Annotated in this window: 16 protein-coding genes and 1 tRNA gene; 6 read left to right on the forward strand and 11 right to left on the reverse strand. The window is 66.4% G+C overall.

Features of this window, described 5'->3' with window-relative positions; genetic code table 11:
• Window positions 1-55: 55 nt before the first annotated feature.
• The 4 genes from DDE23_RS11150 to DDE23_RS11165 all read right to left on the reverse strand — a co-directional run bounded on the left by DDE23_RS11150 (window position 56) and on the right by DDE23_RS11165 (window position 4057).
• Window positions 56-1099 carry a TAXI family TRAP transporter solute-binding subunit gene (locus tag DDE23_RS11150; protein ID WP_107753721.1) on the reverse strand — a complete coding sequence of 348 codons (1044 nt, stop codon included), beginning with the start codon at window positions 1097-1099 and terminating at the stop codon, window positions 56-58.
• A gap of 87 nt (window positions 1100-1186) precedes the next feature.
• Complete coding sequence (locus DDE23_RS11155; protein WP_107753723.1) at window positions 1187-2080, reverse strand: MBL fold metallo-hydrolase; 894 nt, start codon at window positions 2078-2080, stop codon at window positions 1187-1189.
• 25 nt (window positions 2081-2105) lie between these two features.
• Window positions 2106-3248, reverse strand: a complete 1143-nt coding sequence (locus DDE23_RS11160) for a CaiB/BaiF CoA transferase family protein (protein ID WP_107753725.1) — start codon at window positions 3246-3248, stop codon at window positions 2106-2108.
• Entirely contained in the window at window positions 3245-4057 is an 813-nt protein-coding gene (locus DDE23_RS11165; protein WP_107753727.1) for a citryl-CoA lyase, read from the reverse strand. Before DDE23_RS11165 ends, DDE23_RS11160 begins: the two co-directional genes overlap by 4 nt.
• A 115-nt stretch (window positions 4058-4172) precedes the next feature.
• On the opposite strand from DDE23_RS11165, the gene DDE23_RS11170 reads away from it, so the two are divergent.
• The 3 genes from DDE23_RS11170 to DDE23_RS11180 all read left to right on the forward strand — a co-directional run bounded on the left by DDE23_RS11170 (window position 4173) and on the right by DDE23_RS11180 (window position 7376).
• Window positions 4173-5030 (forward strand): dioxygenase family protein, encoded by an 858-nt coding sequence (locus DDE23_RS11170; protein ID WP_107753729.1) that lies wholly within the window; start codon window positions 4173-4175, stop codon window positions 5028-5030.
• Between the two features lie 6 nt (window positions 5031-5036).
• Window positions 5037-5840: an IclR family transcriptional regulator domain-containing protein gene (locus tag DDE23_RS11175; RefSeq protein ID WP_107753731.1), complete on the forward strand. Its 804-nt coding sequence runs from the start codon at window positions 5037-5039 to the stop codon at window positions 5838-5840.
• A 156-nt stretch (window positions 5841-5996) separates the two neighbouring features.
• Window positions 5997-7376: an aminomethyltransferase family protein gene (locus DDE23_RS11180; RefSeq protein WP_107753733.1), complete on the forward strand. Its 1380-nt coding sequence runs from the start codon at window positions 5997-5999 to the stop codon at window positions 7374-7376.
• Window positions 7377-7439: 63 nt separating this feature from the next.
• Here the strand turns inward: DDE23_RS11180 and DDE23_RS11185 are convergent, their stop codons facing one another.
• From DDE23_RS11185 to DDE23_RS11190, 3 genes are all read right to left on the reverse strand, one after another.
• Window positions 7440-8045 (reverse strand): sensor histidine kinase, encoded by a 606-nt coding sequence (locus tag DDE23_RS11185; RefSeq protein WP_420330163.1) that lies wholly within the window; start codon window positions 8043-8045, stop codon window positions 7440-7442.
• Window position 8046: 1 nt separating this feature from the next.
• Window positions 8047-8406, reverse strand: a complete 360-nt coding sequence (locus DDE23_RS25545; protein ID WP_238149968.1) for a hypothetical protein — start codon at window positions 8404-8406, stop codon at window positions 8047-8049.
• 566 nt (window positions 8407-8972) lie between these two features.
• A tRNA-Ala gene (locus DDE23_RS11190) sits at window positions 8973-9048 on the reverse strand.
• 149 nt (window positions 9049-9197) lie between these two features.
• On the opposite strand from DDE23_RS11190, the gene DDE23_RS11195 reads away from it, so the two are divergent.
• Entirely contained in the window at window positions 9198-9665 is a 468-nt protein-coding gene (locus tag DDE23_RS11195; RefSeq protein ID WP_107753737.1) for a GatB/YqeY domain-containing protein, read from the forward strand.
• A 6-nt stretch (window positions 9666-9671) separates the two neighbouring features.
• Here DDE23_RS11195 and DDE23_RS11200 read toward each other — a convergent pair whose 3' ends face one another.
• The 3 genes from DDE23_RS11200 to ctaD all read right to left on the reverse strand — a co-directional run bounded on the left by DDE23_RS11200 (window position 9672) and on the right by ctaD (window position 12616).
• The gene (locus DDE23_RS11200; protein ID WP_107753739.1) at window positions 9672-10166 is read right to left on the reverse strand and encodes a DUF2244 domain-containing protein; all 495 of its coding nucleotides are present in this window, start codon (window positions 10164-10166) and stop codon (window positions 9672-9674) included.
• Window positions 10166-10813 carry a glutathione S-transferase family protein gene (locus tag DDE23_RS11205; protein ID WP_107753741.1) on the reverse strand — a complete coding sequence of 216 codons (648 nt, stop codon included), beginning with the start codon at window positions 10811-10813 and terminating at the stop codon, window positions 10166-10168. Before DDE23_RS11205 ends, DDE23_RS11200 begins: the two co-directional genes overlap by 1 nt.
• 150 nt (window positions 10814-10963) lie before the next feature.
• Window positions 10964-12616: a cytochrome c oxidase subunit I gene (gene ctaD, locus DDE23_RS11210; protein ID WP_107753742.1), complete on the reverse strand. Its 1653-nt coding sequence runs from the start codon at window positions 12614-12616 to the stop codon at window positions 10964-10966.
• A gap of 305 nt (window positions 12617-12921) precedes the next feature.
• On the opposite strand from ctaD, the gene DDE23_RS11215 reads away from it, so the two are divergent.
• A complete protein-coding gene (locus tag DDE23_RS11215; RefSeq protein WP_202863249.1) occupies window positions 12922-14130 on the forward strand; it encodes an aminotransferase-like domain-containing protein in 1209 nt (402 codons plus the stop codon).
• Window positions 14131-14154: 24 nt separating this feature from the next.
• Here DDE23_RS11215 and lipB read toward each other — a convergent pair whose 3' ends face one another.
• Window positions 14155-14865 (reverse strand): lipoyl(octanoyl) transferase LipB, encoded by a 711-nt coding sequence (lipB, locus tag DDE23_RS11220; protein ID WP_272947878.1) that lies wholly within the window; start codon window positions 14863-14865, stop codon window positions 14155-14157.
• An 80-nt stretch (window positions 14866-14945) separates the two neighbouring features.
• Between lipB and DDE23_RS25055 the strand changes: the two genes are divergently transcribed.
• Window positions 14946-15116 (forward strand): hypothetical protein, encoded by a 171-nt coding sequence (locus DDE23_RS25055; protein ID WP_157958010.1) that lies wholly within the window; start codon window positions 14946-14948, stop codon window positions 15114-15116.
• Window positions 15117-15138 lie beyond the last annotated feature (22 nt).

The raw sequence follows: 15138 nt of genomic DNA on the forward strand, positions 1-15138 counted from the left end.
GAAAGGATAGGGGGCCTGCCCGGAAGCAGACCCCCGGACGATCACCGCAAGGCGATCATTGGGCGCAATCGGGAACGTCGTAGCCCGCCTCTTCCCAGGCGCGGACCGCGCCGGGGTGATAGCGGACCGGGTTCAGCCCGCACATGCCCGAGGCGACGGGATCGAGGTTCTCGAAGCCGACGTTGCGGGCGTAGAGGGCCTTTTCATAGATCTGCGACAGCGTCTCGATATGGGCGCGGGTCAGCTGATAGGCCAGCTCCTCGTCCATCGCCGCGTTGACGCAATTGCCGCCGACCGAACCCCGGGTACGGAAGGCGCCGTCTTCCGAGACGACATGCGCGTTCGCGCCCAGCGCCGCCATCTGCTCGGCGCTCAGGATGAAGGGGGCCGAGCCCGGGGCGGTCAGCACGCGCTGCACCGCCTCGCTTTCGAATTGCTCGATCGGGATCGAATAGAAATTCATCCGCCCGGCCGACAGCGCTTGAAGCGGCCGGTCCGAGGGGATGTATTCCGGCAGCAGCGCCACATCGACCGAGCCTTCGGTGATGGTGGTGGCCATCTGCGACCAGTCGCTTTCGACGGCGGTGAAGCCGGTTCCGGCCTCGAGCCCGGTCATCACCTGAATGAGCGAGCGCGCCTCGTTGGTGGCGGCGCCTCGAGGCGGGCCGTCCAGCACGCGGCGGCCTTCGAGGTTGTCCCAGCCGGTGACGCCCGCCGTCTCGTAGCCGTAAAGCGTGTAGGCGCCGAAGGAATAGGGGTAGAGGACGCGCAGGTTGCCCGCCAGCTCGGCCCCGCGTTCGGCGCCGAGATCGGCGAAGGGACCGACGCCGCGCGACATCAGGAACGGCAGGATGAAGGGGCAGATGCCGATATCGGTGCGCCCTTCGGCCACCGCCAGCGTGGCGTTGACCCCGGTCTGGCCGAGGGTGATCTGGATATCGGCGATCCCGCGTTGCGAGGCCACTTCGGCCAGATGGGCGATGGTCAGATGCACCGCGACGCCGGGCGTCGAGGTCATCGCGGTCAGGTTCACCTGCGCCAGCGCGCTTTGGGCGCCCAGCGCCAGGCTCAGCGCCGTGGTCAAAGCCAGTTTGTTCATGCGTTCCTCCCTCTGTTTCTGTGGGCCGCCTTAGCGGCCCGGTGTCGTTCGGACCGGCGCGAATCCTCCCTCGCGCCGGGTCGGTCCTCAGCGCGCCGGATGGCGGTAGGGTTCGATCGAGACGTTGCGCCCGATGCGGATGGTCATCAGGTCCTCGGCGATCAGCACGATCCCGTCGTATTCCGCCGCCAGTTCCCCCAGCACGTCGTCCATGGGCAAGGGATCGGGCGGCAGCAGCGCCAGATGGGTGAGCATGGCCAGCCGCGGGCGGGTCTGGGCAAAGACCTTGCCCACATCGGTGGGCGAGGCGTGGTGGTCGATGGCCACCTTCACCTTGGGGTAATTGGCCAGCGTCGTGTCGCGGGCGGCGGCGATCTCGTGCACGAAGACATCGGCGCCCATCGCCTGGGCGATCAGGTTCTCGTTGTAGCGGGTGTCGTGCGAATGGACGAAGACCCGGCCCTTGTATTCCACCCGGAAGCCATAGGCCGAGGGGATGTTGTCGCCGTGATCTACCAGGATCGCCCGGATCACCAGCCCGCCCCGGTCATAGACCACGCCCTCGTTATAGACATGCGGGATGATGCGCATGTGCTCGGGGTCGATCTCGTTGTCGTTGACGCGGATGTTGCGGTCGGGGCGGGTGGCCTGCCAGGCGCCCTCGGCCAGATCCTCCAGCCCCTCGGGGCCATAGACGGTCAGCGGCTTGCCGCGCCCGGCCCAGCCCTGCGGGATGGTGCCCGACATCAGCAGGTCGAAGATCCCGGCGTAATGGTCGGAATGGTAATGCGACAGGATCACCGTATCGACATAGCCGACCGGGATGCCCAGCTGCGACATGCGGATCACGGTGCCCCGGCCGCAGTCGATCATCACCTTCTCGCCGCCCGCCTCGATCAGGGTCGAGGTGCCGAAGGCATGGATGCTGGGGTTCGGGATGCCGGTGCCCAGCAGGGTCACTTTCAGCACGTCGTCATTCATCGGTCGTCTTCCTTGCTGGCGGGGCTCAGGCCCGGGCGCCGGACTTCAATTCGCGGCGGATCTCGTCGCCATGGGCGTCGAGCAGCGGCGGCGGGGTCACATCGCGTTCGGCCTCGCCATCAAAGCTGTAGGGGGCGCGAACCGTGGTGAAGGTCTCGTCCGCGACGCCCGGCACGGTCAGCTTGATGCCCAGGTGCTTCGCCTGCGGATCCTCCAACGCCTCGTTGCTGTCATAGGCGGGCGAATAGGGAACCCCCGCCTTTTCCAGCGCGGCGCACCATTCGGCGCGGGTCTTCTGCGCAAAAACCGGGGCGAAGGCGGCGATCAGCTCTTCCTGATGCTTGATGCGTTCGAGCCGTTCGTTGAAGCGCGGGTCGTCGTTCAGGGCCTGCATCCCGGTGGCTTCCAGTAGCCCCTCCCAGAATTTGACGGGCGAGGACAGGTGGAAGGCGATCCAGGTGCCGTCCGCGCATTTGAAGGTGTAGCTCTGCGAGACAACCGGGCGCGACAGCGGGCCCATGATCTCGCCCTCGCTATAATAATGCGTGAAACTGTCGAGGTTGAAATGGCACATGGCCTCCAGCATCGAGATGTCGATGCGCCGCCCCTGGCCCGAACTCGCCCGTTCCGTCAGCGCCGCCAGCACCGCCATGGCGGCGTATTGCCCGGTCACGGCGTCGGCGATGGCCGGGCCGATGACGCGGGGGTTGTCGGGGGGCGTCAGCAGCCGCAGATAGCCCGCCGCGGCCTGCGCCACGGAATCGAAGGTCGGCCGCTTCATCGCCGGGCCCGAAGGGCCGAAGCCCGAGATCGCGCAATAGATCAGGTCGGGCTTGATGGCGCGCAAGGCCGCCTCGCCCGCGCCCAGCTTCTCGGCCACGCCGGGGCGGAAGTTCTGGATGAACACGTCGGCCGTGGCGATCAGCTGGTGAAAGGTCTCCAGATCCGCCGCCTGCTTCGTATCCAGCGCGATGGAGCGCTTGTTGCGGTTGTAGGTCTGGTAATGCGGCGAATAGAGCCCGCCCTTGAAGGCGCGGAACGGGTCGCCCGTGCCCGGCAGTTCGACCTTGATGACATCGGCGCCCAGATCGCCCAGATGCATGGCGGCGGCCGGGCCGGTGATATAGGTGCCCAGTTCGACGACGCGGATGTTCTTCAGGATCTTCATGCCTTGTCCTCCGCCGGGGATTCGTGGCCCGACAGCAGGCCGTCATAGGAAATCGCCAGATCCGCATGGTTCGACATGACAAAGCCGATGGAGCGCAGGGATTCCTCGTAAAGATGCGCCGAAAGCCCGGCGGCCCGCGCCAGCAGCGGCACCGCCTTCAGCGCCTCCAGCGGCCAGCCGGCGTCCAGGATCGCCGCCGGGATCGCGCCCGAGACGTTGATCGGCAGCGGCCGGTGCATGATGCCCGGCGCCTGTTCGCCCAGCACGCGCAGCGTCTCGACATAGCGGCCGCTGAGGCCGAGGTCGTCGCAGAGTTCCAGCAGCCGGATGGCCCGCGGATCGCCCTCGGCATGCTGCGGATGGCCGAGGCCCGGGACCTTCTTGCGCTCGAGCTTCAGCTGGGTGACGTGATCCTGGGCCGAGGCGGCGATGTCGCCGTCCTTGGCGTCGCTCAGCACCTGATGCAGGAATTGCCCCGCCGTCTCGGTCGAGCCTGCGACCACCGTCCCCATCCCCAGCAGGCCCGCCGCCATGGCGCCCTGCCAGGCCTCGGGGCCCGCGGCCAGGGTCATGCGCGCGGCCTGCACGCTGGGCACCAGCCCGTGTTCGGCGATGGCCACCAGACAGGCGTCGAGCATGCGGCGCTGGGCCTCGGTCGGCATCTCGCCGATCACCAGCAGCCAGAAGTAATCGGTAAAGCCGATCTTGCCGATCAGGTCATGGCAGAGGTCCCGGCCGCGCACCGTGATGGAATGGGCGTCCGAGGTGGCGATAGCCGTGTAAGGCTGGGTTTGTTTTCCGATCCGCATCTCTCATCTTTTCGCATTGCGAAACATTTTTCTCTTGCCGAAGCGTAAGCGCGCGGCTTAGGCTTCGTCAAGCCACTTTGTGGGCGGATCGGACGCAAGGCGCGGGAGGGACAGCATGAGCGACGTCAACCAGTACACCATCACCCAGGCGGTGAAGGATTCCTTCAAGACCGAGCCGGGCAGCCGGTTTGAATCGCTGCTGCAGGGGCTGATCGAGCATCTGCACGATTTCACCCGCGAGCAGAACGTCACCCATGAGGAATGGATGGCGGCGCTGATGTTCCTTTACGATTGCGGGAAGATCTCGACGCCCGAGCGGCACGAATTCATCCTGCTGTCGGACGTGCTGGGCTGGTCGGCGCTGGTCGACATGATCAACACCCGGGGCGGCGCGACCGAAGGCTCGAACCTCGGGCCCTTCTACCTCGACAACGCGCCGGCGAAGGCCTTGGGCGCCGATCTGGGCGACGGGCGGGAGGGCGTCACGCTGCTGGTCCATGGCCGCGTCACGGACACGCTGAAGAACCCGCTGCCCGGCGCGCAGGTCGATACCTGGCAGGCGGACGGCGCCGGCACCTATCCGATCCAGGAGGAGGGGCAGGACAAATACGACCTGCGCGGCAAGTTCACCACCGACGACCAGGCGCGCTATTATTACACGACCGTGCTGCCCAAGCCCTATACCGTGCCTTACGACGGCCCGGTCGGCGTGCTGCTGCGCGCGGGCAACCGCCATGCCTGGCGCGCGCCGCATCTGCATTTCATCGTCACCGCCCCGGGCATGTCCGGCATCACCACCGAGGTCTTCTTCAAGAACACCGATTACGTCGACAACGACGCGGTGTTCGGGGTTCGCCGCTCGCTGATCCGCGACATCAAGCCCGCCCGTGATACCGAAGCCTTGGGCTATGCCCTCGACAAGAGGCCCGATGCCGTGGTCGAAATGGATTTTGTTCTGGCACCGGAAGGGTGAGGCGGTTTGGACGAGGAAAGCGAAAGACCGGCGGGCTTTGTCGAGGCGCTGGCCAAGGGGATCGCCATCCTCGAAGCCTTTGACGCCCGCCATAACGAGATGACGCTGTCCGAGGTGGCGCGGCGGGTGAATGTCTCGCCCGCGGCGGCCCGGCGGGGGCTGATCACGCTGATCGAGCTGGGCTATGTCGGGCAAAGCGGCAAACGCTTTCACCTCAAGCCCAAGGTGATGGCGCTGGGCTCGTCCTTCTATTTCGCCGCCCGGGTGGACGAGATCATCCTGCCCGACCTGCGCCGGCTGGTGGAGATGTTCGGCGATGCCTCCTCCGTGGGGACGCTGAACGACCACAACGTGATCTATGTCGCGCATTACTCGCAGCAGCGGGCAAGGCGGGCCTCGGCCGTGGCGGGGGCGAGTTACCCGGCCTTCGCCACCTCGATCGGCCGGGTGCTGGTGGCGGGACTGCCCGACGCGGCGCTCGACGCCTGGCTCGATGCGCTTGAGCCGGTGCCGCTGACCGCGCGCACCCTCATCGACAAGGCCGCGCTCAGGGACGAGATCCTGACGGTGCGCCAGCAGGGCTATGCGACCACGGTGGACCAGCTGGATTACGGCATCACCGCGCTGGCTGTGCCGATCATCAACGAGGAAGGGCGCACCATCGCCGCCGTCAACAGCTCGGGCTATTCCGGGATGCTGTCGCCCGAGGCGCTGGTGGCCGAGCGGCTGGGCGAGTTGCGGGCGGTGGCCAAATCCATCGCCTTGCAGCTGACCCGCTTCCCCACGCTGGGCGCGGTCCTGGACAATTGAGCGGGTGCCGGGGGATCCGGCGCCCGTTTCTTTTCACCGGATGCTTCGGGAATCAGGCTTGACGCCCGAGATTCTTACACGCTATTTTCGTAATAAGCAAGAATTTTCGCAATGCGAAAAGACTGGCGATACGACAGACCAGATCGGGAGGACCTGATGAACAAACCCCACAGCCTTGCCCCCACGACCCTGCAGGACGCGCTGGACGCGGCCGGCGGGCCGATCAACCTGCTGCGCAGTTCGCAGCTGGGCACGACGATCTTCCCGGGCATCCCGCCCGAATTCACCAACTGGCGCGATGAACAGCGCGCCTGGACGCACAGCGTGGCGATGCTCGAACAGAGCTACCACATGACCGAAGTGCATGTGCGCGGCGCCGATGCGCTGGCCTTCATGGCAGGGCTGATGACCAACCGGGCCGACAATTTCGACGTGATGCGCGCCAAGCAGATCGTCATGTGCGGGCCGGATGGCAGGATGATCTCGGACGCGGTGCTGTTCCGCGAAGAGGCCGATTTCATGCGCGTGGTCGGCCCGCCCACCGCGGCCAACTGGGTCGAATACAACGCCACCAAGACGTCCCTCAACGTCACCGTCACCCGCGACGAGAACTTCATCCGCCCCCGCGCGCGGCGCGATGTCTACCGCTTCCAGTTGCAGGGTCCGAATGCGCTGGCCCTGATGCAGGAAGTGACCGGCGGCACGCTGCCCGAGATCAAGTTCTTCCACATGGGCGCCTTCAGGATCGCCGGTTGCGACGTGCGCGCGGTGCGTCACGGCATGGCCAGCACCCCGGGGTTCGAGCTTTACGGCCCCTGGGAAGACCAGCAGGCGGTGCGCGAGGCGGTCGAGCGCGTCGGCGAAAAGTACGACCTGCGCAAGGCCGGTTCGGTGACCTATGGCACCGCCGCGCAGGAATCGGGCTGGATGCCGCGGCCCCTGCCCGCGATCTACGAGGGCGAGACGATGGCGGATTACCGCCGCTGGATCCCCGCGCAGAGCTTCGAGGCGGCAGGCTCGCTCGGCGGCAGCTTCATGTCCGACCGGATCGAGGATTATTATGTCGAGCCCTTTGAAGTGGGTTACGGCACGCTGGTGAACCTCAACCACGACTTCATCGGCCGCGACGCGCTGGTCGAGAAGAAGCAGAACCAGAAGCGCCGCAAGATGACGCTGATCTGGAACAATGACGACGTGTTCCGGGTGCTGCAGAACTCGCTCAGGAATGACGGGCCGCGCGCGAAGTTCATCTCGCTGCCGGTGCCGATGTATTCCTCGTTCCAGGCCGATCAGGTGCTGGCAGGCGGCAAGCCCGCGGGCGTGTCGAACTGGATGAGCTATTCGTCCAACGCGGGCGCCATGCTGTCGACGGCGCTGATGGATCTGGAGCATTGCGAGATCGGCAAGGAGGTGACGTTGCTCTGGGGCGAGCCCGACAGCCGCCGCCGCACGGTCGAGGCGCATGAGCTGACCGAGATCCGCGCCACCATCGCCCCGGTCCCCTATTACGCCAAGACCAACAAGACCGAGGGCTGACACCCTCCGGTCCCGACCCCGAAAGGCGGCCCCTTGGCGGGCCGCCTTTTGCGTTGGGGGGCCTCAGCCGGACAGAGTGATCCGCGCCTCGAACCCGTCCGCGAGCCCGGGGCGGGGGGAGGCGAGGGTCAGACCGCCGCCGATCCGCCCGGCGATGGCGGCGACGATGGCGAGGCCGAGGCCACTGCCGTCGCCGGAGGAAGCGCGGGCGAAGCGGTCGGTGAGGCGGGCCAGCACCTCGGGCGCCACGACCGGGCCGGGGTTGGCGACGCTCAGCTCGGCCCCCTCGGTCAGGATGACCTGCACCGGGGCGCCGGGCGTGCCATGGCGGAGCGCGTTGTCGATCAGGTTGCGCAGCACGATCCCGAAGGCGTCGGGGTCAAGCGTGGACAGCACCGGCCCTTCGGGCAGCGACAGCAGCAACCGACCCGGCGCTGCGCGGCCCAGATCGTCGACCAGAAGCCGCGCCACCGGCCGCAGATCCCCCGGCTGATCGGCGCGCAGCTTGCCGCCCTCGGCCCGGGCCAGCTGCAACAGCCGCTCGGACAGACGGGTCAGGCGTTTCAGCGTCTCTTCGATGGCCGCGGCGCGGGCCATGACCGGGGCTTCCTGCGTCTCCTGTTTCAGGCGCTGGATCTGGGCGATGGCCCCGGCCAGCGGCGTGCGCAATTCATGCGCGGCATTGGCGGCAAAGCTGCGCTCGGCCTCGAAGGCGGCATCGAGCCGGGCCAGCTGCGTTGCGCAGCTTCTCCAAGGTGTAGAACTCGCTGGGCTTGTCGAAAAGTTCGTCGATGACGTGACGGGTCGCGGCTTCCCACTTCTGGGTGGCGACAAGCTCGGCCAGCGTTGCGTCGGCGCGAGCGGCGTCTTCGAACCTGCCGAAAAGCTCCCTGTCGATGCGCATGCCCTGCGCCCCGATCTGGTTCTCGACTTGGCTCACCACTTCGTCGGGAGAGAAGTACTCGTAGCCACCCAAACCGCCGGTCACGGTGGTTTGGCCGCCGTCTTCTCCCCCGTTGGACAGCGGCATCACAGGCGGTTTGGGAAGGCAACAAATGTCCCACGGAGACTTGGGCTTCAAGCCGCGCGTTTGAGGCAGACCGGTCGTCGAAGTCCGAAGTTCGAATGCTCATAAAACTTTGTTGGAGTCAGCTCGCTGGAGCCATTTTCTCTTGACAATTGCGACCTTTCATGGGTCGCACGTCACATGGGGTTCTAGGGGAGCTCGTCATTCCGGGCCTTGAGGTCTGAACAGAAGCTTGGCTTCAAGCGGTTCAGATAGTTTGAAGCAAACGGGATTTTGGTTCCATGTCACCCGAAGTGACTGAAGTAATTTGTGAATTCTTGGCTGTTCGTGCCGGCCGTCGATACGGGAGCGACTGGATCTGGCCTCATTGAAGCATCAATTCAGCTGCTCCCCGAGGTGCAGGAAAGCTGCTCCCCGAGGTGCAATTGGCCCAAGATTGCTCCCGGAATGTCACTGGGAGCACGCATGCGGTCACGTGCGGTCACAAAACGTAAGCAAAAGACAACAAAACGACCCACCTTGTTGCGGGCGTATTCTTGCTCAGGTCTTGTTCTTGATGGATGAATTGGTGGTGGAGCTGAGGGGGATCGAACCCCTGACCTCGTCATTGCGAACGACGCGCTCTCCCATCTGAGCTACAGCCCCCACGCGGCGCTAGATGCGGCATTCGGCGGGCGGTGTCAAGGGCCGCTGACGGGGGATTTTCGGGCCTGCGGGGCGGCGGGCGAGGACGTTGCCCTTGCATCGGCCCGGGGGTATGGTGGGCGACCTTTGCACCATCACAGGACCCCCCGATGCCCCTGCGCACCCGGATCTCCGAGGACCTCAAGACGGCCATGAAAGCCAAGGATCAGCTGCGGCTTTCCACGCTCAGGCTGATCAACGCCGCCATCAAGGACCGCGACATCGCCTTGAGGGGGCAGGGCGAGGACCGCGAGATGTCCGAGGGCGAAATCACCAGCGTCCTGTCGCGCATGGTCAAGCAGCGTCAGGAAAGCGCCCGCGCCTATGAAGAGGGCGGGCGGCTGGAACTGGTCGAGCGCGAGCTGGCCGAGATCGCGGTGATCGAGGATTACCTGCCGCGCCAGCTGTCCGACGAGGAGGTCGAGGCGGCCGTCGCCGAGGCGATCACCGAGCTGGAGGCCAATTCGATTCGCGACATGGGCCGGGTGATGAATGCGCTGAAGGCCAAGTATACCGGCCAGATGGATTTCGGCGCCATCGGCCCGGTGGTCAAGGCACGGCTCAGCGGCGGCGCCTGAGTCGCCTCAGGCGTAGCTTTTCAGCCGCATCAGCAGCGGTGCCAGCTCGTCATGCAGCTGGACCCGCTCGCCGGGGGTGAGAAAGGCGCCAAGCTCGACCTCGCGCCCGCCTCCCGCCAAGATCAGGTAATTCTCGACCGGGCCGCCCCGCGGCAGCAGGCGCAGGCTGACCCAATGCGGATCGGCCCGCCATTCCTGCTGCGGCCCGCGCGGGTTGGTCCGTACCAGGTGCACCGCCTGGCGGTCCAGCACCATCTCCTCCAGGATCGCCCGGTCCTTCCAGTTCCGGTCGAGCCCGTACCACAGCCCCCAGAGCGCCAGCCCGGCGAAGGGCAGCAGCCCCCAGAGCACCCGCGAGCCCAGCACCGCGATCAGCGGCATGGCCATGGTCGCCGCCCCCATGGCGATGACCATGACGAAGCCGCGCGGGTTCAGCGCGTTATGCGGCCAGGCGCGCAGTTCGGCGTGGGTCTCGTCAATGCGGGTCAGCGTATAGGGCATCAGGCGGCGGGCCGGAGCGCGTCATAGGGGACCATGACGTGTTCGGCATAGGCCGGGCGGGCGCAGAGCCGGTCGTAATAGGCGCGCACGGCGGGTGGCGCGTCGGGGGTGATCCCGTCCAGCGTGAAATAGCGATAGAGCAGGTTGCCGAAATGCAGGTCAGCCAGCGTCAGATCCGCACCCATCATGTAGGGATGGCGTTCGAGCCGCGCCTCGGCGACCCGGAAGCGCTGGGTCAGGGTCTTCATCGCGGTCTCGACCGCGGCCATGTTCCGCACCTCGGGCTTGTGGAACATCATCGGGAAGAAGACCGAGCCGCTGAAGACCAGCGAGACGTTGATCTTGGCCCATTCCGCCCAGCGGTCGGTATCGGCCCGGGCCAGCGGATCGGCGGGCCAGAAGCTTTCCGGCGCATAGCGGTTGGCGAGGTAGCGCAGGATCGCCCCCGATTCCCACAAGGGGATCGAATCGCCGTCCTTCAGCACCGGCACCAGCCGGTTGGGGTTCATGGCGATGAACTCGGGCGTGTCGGTGCCGCCGAAGCGGTGGCCCACGTCGTGGCGGATATGGGGCAGGCCCAGCTCGGCCACCGCCCACATGACCACCTGCACGTTGGAGGAATCCTTGCGTCCCCAGATCGTCAGCATCGTCTCTCGTCCCCTGTTGCTCGTCCCCGGCAGAGATAGGCGCCCGCCCCGGCGCGAACAGGGCTCGGGCAGGGCAGGAGGGGGCCCGTGCCCCGTCCGGCCATGAAAAAGGCCCCGGTTTGCACCGGGGCCTTCAAGGGTATCGCGGGCTCAGTGGGCGCGCGAGTGGTCCCAGTCCTCACGCTTCGGCAGCTGCTCGAAGGTGTGCTCCGGCGGCGGGCAGGGCAGGGTCCATTCCAGCGTGTCGGCGTGCTCGTTCCAGTAGTTGTTCTCGGTCACGCGCTTGCCGTGACGCAGCGTGTAATACATCACGCCGATGAAGAACAGGAACGAGGCGAAGGACAGGAAGGCGCCGATCGACGACCAGAAGTTCCACATGGCGAAGGCTTCCGGGTAGTCGATGTAGCGGCGCGGCATGCCCTGACGGCCCAGGAAGTGCTGCGGGAAGAAGGTCAGGTTGGCACCGATGAACATGGTCCAGAAGTGCAGTTTACCGGCCCATTCCGGGTATTGCCGGCCCGACATCTTGCCGATCCAGTAATAGATCCCGGCAAAGAGCGCAAAGACCGCCCCCAGCGACATCACGTAGTGGAAGTGCGCCACGACGAAATAGGTGTCGTGATAGATCCGGTCGACGGGCGCCTGCGACAGCACGATGCCGGTCACGCCGCCCACGGTGAACAGGAACAGGAAGCCGAAAGCCCAGAGCATCGGCGTCTCGAACGACAGCGAGCCGCGCCACATGGTGGCGATCCACGAGAAGATCTTCACGCCCGTGGGCACGGCGATCGTCATGGTGGCCAGCATGAAATAGGTCTGCTGGGTCAGCGACAGGCCGACGGTGTACATGTGGTGCGCCCAGACGACGAAGCCCAGCGCGGCGATGGCAACCATCGCGTAGACCATCGGCAGGTAGCCGAAGATCGGTTTGCGCGAGAAGGTGGCGATCACGTGGCTGACGATGCCGAAGCCCGGAACGATGATGATGTAGACTTCCGGGTGGCCGAAGAACCACAGGATGTGCTGATAGAGGATCGGGTCACCGCCCCCGGCCGGGTCGAAGAAGGTCGTCCCGAAGTTGCGGTCGGTCAGCAGCATGGTGATGGCGCCGGCCAGCACCGGCAGGGCCAGCAGGATCATCCAGGCGGTGACGAACACCGACCAGGCGAACAGCGGCACCTTGTGCAGCGTCATGCCCGGGGCGCGCATGTTGAGGAAGGTGGTGATGATGTTGATCGCGCCGAGGATCGACGAGGCGCCCGACAGGTGCACGGCGAAGATCGCGAAATCCATCGAGAAGCCGGTCTCGCGGGTCGAGAGCGGCGGATAGAGCACCCAGCCCACGCCCGAACCGCGCCCGCCTTCACCGCCCGGCACGAAGACCGAGATCACGGCGAGCGAGGCACCGGCAACGTACAGCCAGTAGGACAGGTTGTTCAGCCGCGGGAAGGCCATGTCCGGCGCACCGATGTGCAGCGGCATGAAATAGTTGCCGAAACCGCCGAAGAGCCCGGGGATGATGACGAAGAACATCATCAGCACGCCATGGGCGGTGACGATCACGTTCCACAGATGCCCGTTGGGCGAGCAATCCGCGGCCATGAAGCCTTCGTGGCACATGTACTGCACGCCCGGCTCCATCAGCTCCAGGCGCATGTAGACGGTGAAGGCCACCGCGACGAACCCGACGATCGCCGACGTGAACAGGTAAAGGACGCCGATGTCCTTGTGGTTGGTGGACATGAACCAGCGGGTAAAGAACCCGCGATGGTCTTCGTGTCCGTGGGCGGCTGCGTTGGCCATTCGTTGCTCCCGTTCCCTTACGAACTTTTTTCTCACGCGATCAGGGCCGGAATCGTGGGGTACACGCGGCCGAGACTTATTCCCGTTCTAGAATGGTCACGCCGCGGCGGCAACGTCCCTGTTGTCGCAGAACGGAAAATTTTGACGCAGGTCAAGGACGGCGCATTGCCGCAGGCCGAATCGCCGCCGGGCTGGTCCCCGGCGGCGATCACATTTCGCGGCCGGGTCTGTAACATTGGGTCAGCATAATTGACTTAAATCCCGCCGCGCGCTGATGTCGGCGCCGCACGACCGGGAGGGACATCATGGATTGGCAACAGGTGCTGGCCACGCGCAGCGGGCGGATGAAGGCGTCGGAAATCCGCGAATTGCTCAAGCTTCTGGACCAGCCGGACATCATCTCGTTCGCCGGGGGCATCCCCGATCCCGCGCTCTTTCCCGCCGCCGCCTTCCGCGATGCCATGGACCGGGCACTGACCGGTCCCATGGCCGGTGCCGCGCTGCAATATTCGGTCTCCGAGGGGTACAGGCCGCTGCGCGAGTGGATCGCCGGGCATATGGCCTCGATCGGCATTCCCTGCGCCGCCGATCAGGTGCTGATCACCTCGGGCTCGCAGCAGGCGCTGGATTATCTGGGCAAGCTGCTCCTCGACCCCGCCGATACCGCGCTGGTGACATGGCCCGCCTATATGGGCGCGCTCGGCGCCTTCAACGCCTATGAGCCGCGCTACGACCGGCTCGACCCCAAGGGCAACCGCCCGGCCGAGGCCATCGCCGAGGCGGCCGAGGCCGCAGGCGGGCGGGTGAAATTCGCCTATCTCTCGGCCGATTTCGCCAATCCGACCGGCGAGACGCTGGACCGCTCGGGCCGCGAGGCGCTGCTCGATCTGGCCGAGGCGCTGGATATCCCGATCATCGAGGACGCCGCCTATCAGGCCCTGCGCTATGACGGTGAGGCGGTGCCGCCGATCCTGGCGCTGGAACTGGCGCGCAAGGGCGATCTGGATGCCTGCCGCACGATCTATTCCGGGTCTTTCTCCAAGGTGCTGTCGCCGGGGCTGCGCGTCGGCTGGGTGGTGGCGGCGGCGCCGGTGATCCAGCGGCTGGTCTTGATGAAACAGGCCGCCGACCTGCATTCGCCGACCCTGAACCAGATTGCCACGGAACAGGTGGCCCGCGCCATCTTCGACGAGCACACCGCCAATCTGCGCCGGGTCTACGGCGCGCGGCGCGATGCGATGCTGGCGGCGCTGGCCCGGCACATGCCCGAGGGCGTGCGCTGGACGAGACCCGAGGGCGGGATGTTCGTCTGGCTGACCCTGCCCGAGGGGATGGAGGGCGCCGATCTGCTGGCGCGGTCGCTGAAGTCCGAGAGGGTGGCCTTCGTCCCCGGCCGCGCCTTCTTCGCCGATGGCTCGAACGGCAACACCATCCGGCTGGCCTTCTCCTGCGCCGACGAGGCGATGATCGAGGAGGGGATGAAGCGGCTGGGGCGGCTGCTCAGGGCGGTGTGACGGCGGTGCGTGCAAGCACGCACCCTACACGGCGTCCGTAGGGTGCGTGCTTGCACGCACCGCGCCCCCTCCGCAAGCCGTCGCTGCCCCGAACACCGCATCGAACTGTCGCCGCAGCGCCACGTCCAGATCGGCCATCGTCACCGGCAGGCCCAGATCCACCAGCGAGGTCACGCCATGCTCGCGGATGCCGCAGGGCACGATGCCGGTGAAATGCGCGAGATCCGGTTCGACGTTGATCGAGATGCCGTGGAAGCTGACCCAGCGGCGCAGCTTCACGCCGATGGCGGCGATCTTGTCCTCGCGCGGCAGGCCGCCGGAGTAGGGGGCCTTCTCGGGCCGCTGGACCCAGACGCCGACCCGTCCCTCGCGCCGCTCGCCCGTCACGTTGAACTCGCCGAGCGTGCGGATCACCCAATCCTCGAGCCGATGCACGAAGCAGCGCACGTCGCGCCCCCGCTGGTTGAGGTCCAGCATGACATAGGCCACCCGCTGGCCCGGCCCGTGATAGGTGTATTGCCCGCCGCGCCCGGCGGTGAAGACCGGGAAGCGGTCGGGGTCGGTCAGATCCTCGGCCCGGGCCGAGGTTCCGGCGGTGTAGAGGGGCGGATGCTCCAGCAGCCAGACGGCCTCGTCCGCCTCGCCCCGGGCGATGGCGGCGACGCGGGCCTCCATCGCGGCCAGCGTTTCGGGATAGGGCTGAAGGCCCGGCAGCACCGTCCATTCCATGGCGATGAACTTTCTTTGAACCGTTGGCCGATAGGTAACGACCCAAGGGGGACAGTCAACCAAGCCCGCATCCGAAAGAGGCCGAGATGTCCCGCTCCCTGCGCGCCGAGACCCGCACCCAGACCCAGATCGCCACGCTGATCCTGCTGGCCGCCCTCGCCGCGCTGCCCATCGTGGCGGCGCTGCCTGCAAGGGCGGGTGGCGAGGGTGCCGCCCGTCCGGTCGCGCTGCCGGTCCCGCCCCAGCCCGCAGGATAAGGCCCGGCGCTTCGCGCTTGGC

Origin of the sequence: Pararhodobacter aggregans (assembly GCF_003075525.1) — a bacterium.
Lineage (GTDB): Bacteria > Pseudomonadota > Alphaproteobacteria > Rhodobacterales > Rhodobacteraceae > Pararhodobacter > Pararhodobacter aggregans.

Excerpts from the sequence above, each read along its gene's own strand:
- DDE23_RS11150 (WP_107753721.1), bottom strand. The coding sequence starts at position 1,099 with ATGAACAAACTGGCTTTGACCACGGCGCTGAGCCTGGCGCTGGGCGCC.
- DDE23_RS11155 (WP_107753723.1), bottom strand. The coding sequence starts at position 2,080 with ATGAATGACGACGTGCTGAAAGTGACCCTGCTGGGCACCGGCATCCCG.
- DDE23_RS11160 (WP_107753725.1), bottom strand. The coding sequence starts at position 3,248 with ATGAAGATCCTGAAGAACATCCGCGTCGTCGAACTGGGCACCTATATC.
- DDE23_RS11165 (WP_107753727.1), bottom strand. The coding sequence starts at position 4,057 with ATGCGGATCGGAAAACAAACCCAGCCTTACACGGCTATCGCCACCTCG.
- DDE23_RS11170 (WP_107753729.1), top strand. The coding sequence starts at position 4,173 with ATGAGCGACGTCAACCAGTACACCATCACCCAGGCGGTGAAGGATTCC.
- DDE23_RS11180 (WP_107753733.1), top strand. The coding sequence starts at position 5,997 with ATGAACAAACCCCACAGCCTTGCCCCCACGACCCTGCAGGACGCGCTG.
- DDE23_RS25545 (WP_238149968.1), bottom strand. The coding sequence starts at position 8,406 with ATGCCGCTGTCCAACGGGGGAGAAGACGGCGGCCAAACCACCGTGACC.
- DDE23_RS11195 (WP_107753737.1), top strand. The coding sequence starts at position 9,198 with ATGCCCCTGCGCACCCGGATCTCCGAGGACCTCAAGACGGCCATGAAA.
- DDE23_RS11200 (WP_107753739.1), bottom strand. The coding sequence starts at position 10,166 with ATGCCCTATACGCTGACCCGCATTGACGAGACCCACGCCGAACTGCGC.
- DDE23_RS11205 (WP_107753741.1), bottom strand. The coding sequence starts at position 10,813 with ATGCTGACGATCTGGGGACGCAAGGATTCCTCCAACGTGCAGGTGGTC.
- ctaD (WP_107753742.1), bottom strand. The coding sequence starts at position 12,616 with ATGGCCAACGCAGCCGCCCACGGACACGAAGACCATCGCGGGTTCTTT.
- DDE23_RS11215 (WP_202863249.1), top strand. The coding sequence starts at position 12,922 with ATGGATTGGCAACAGGTGCTGGCCACGCGCAGCGGGCGGATGAAGGCG.
- DDE23_RS25055 (WP_157958010.1), top strand. The coding sequence starts at position 14,946 with ATGTCCCGCTCCCTGCGCGCCGAGACCCGCACCCAGACCCAGATCGCC.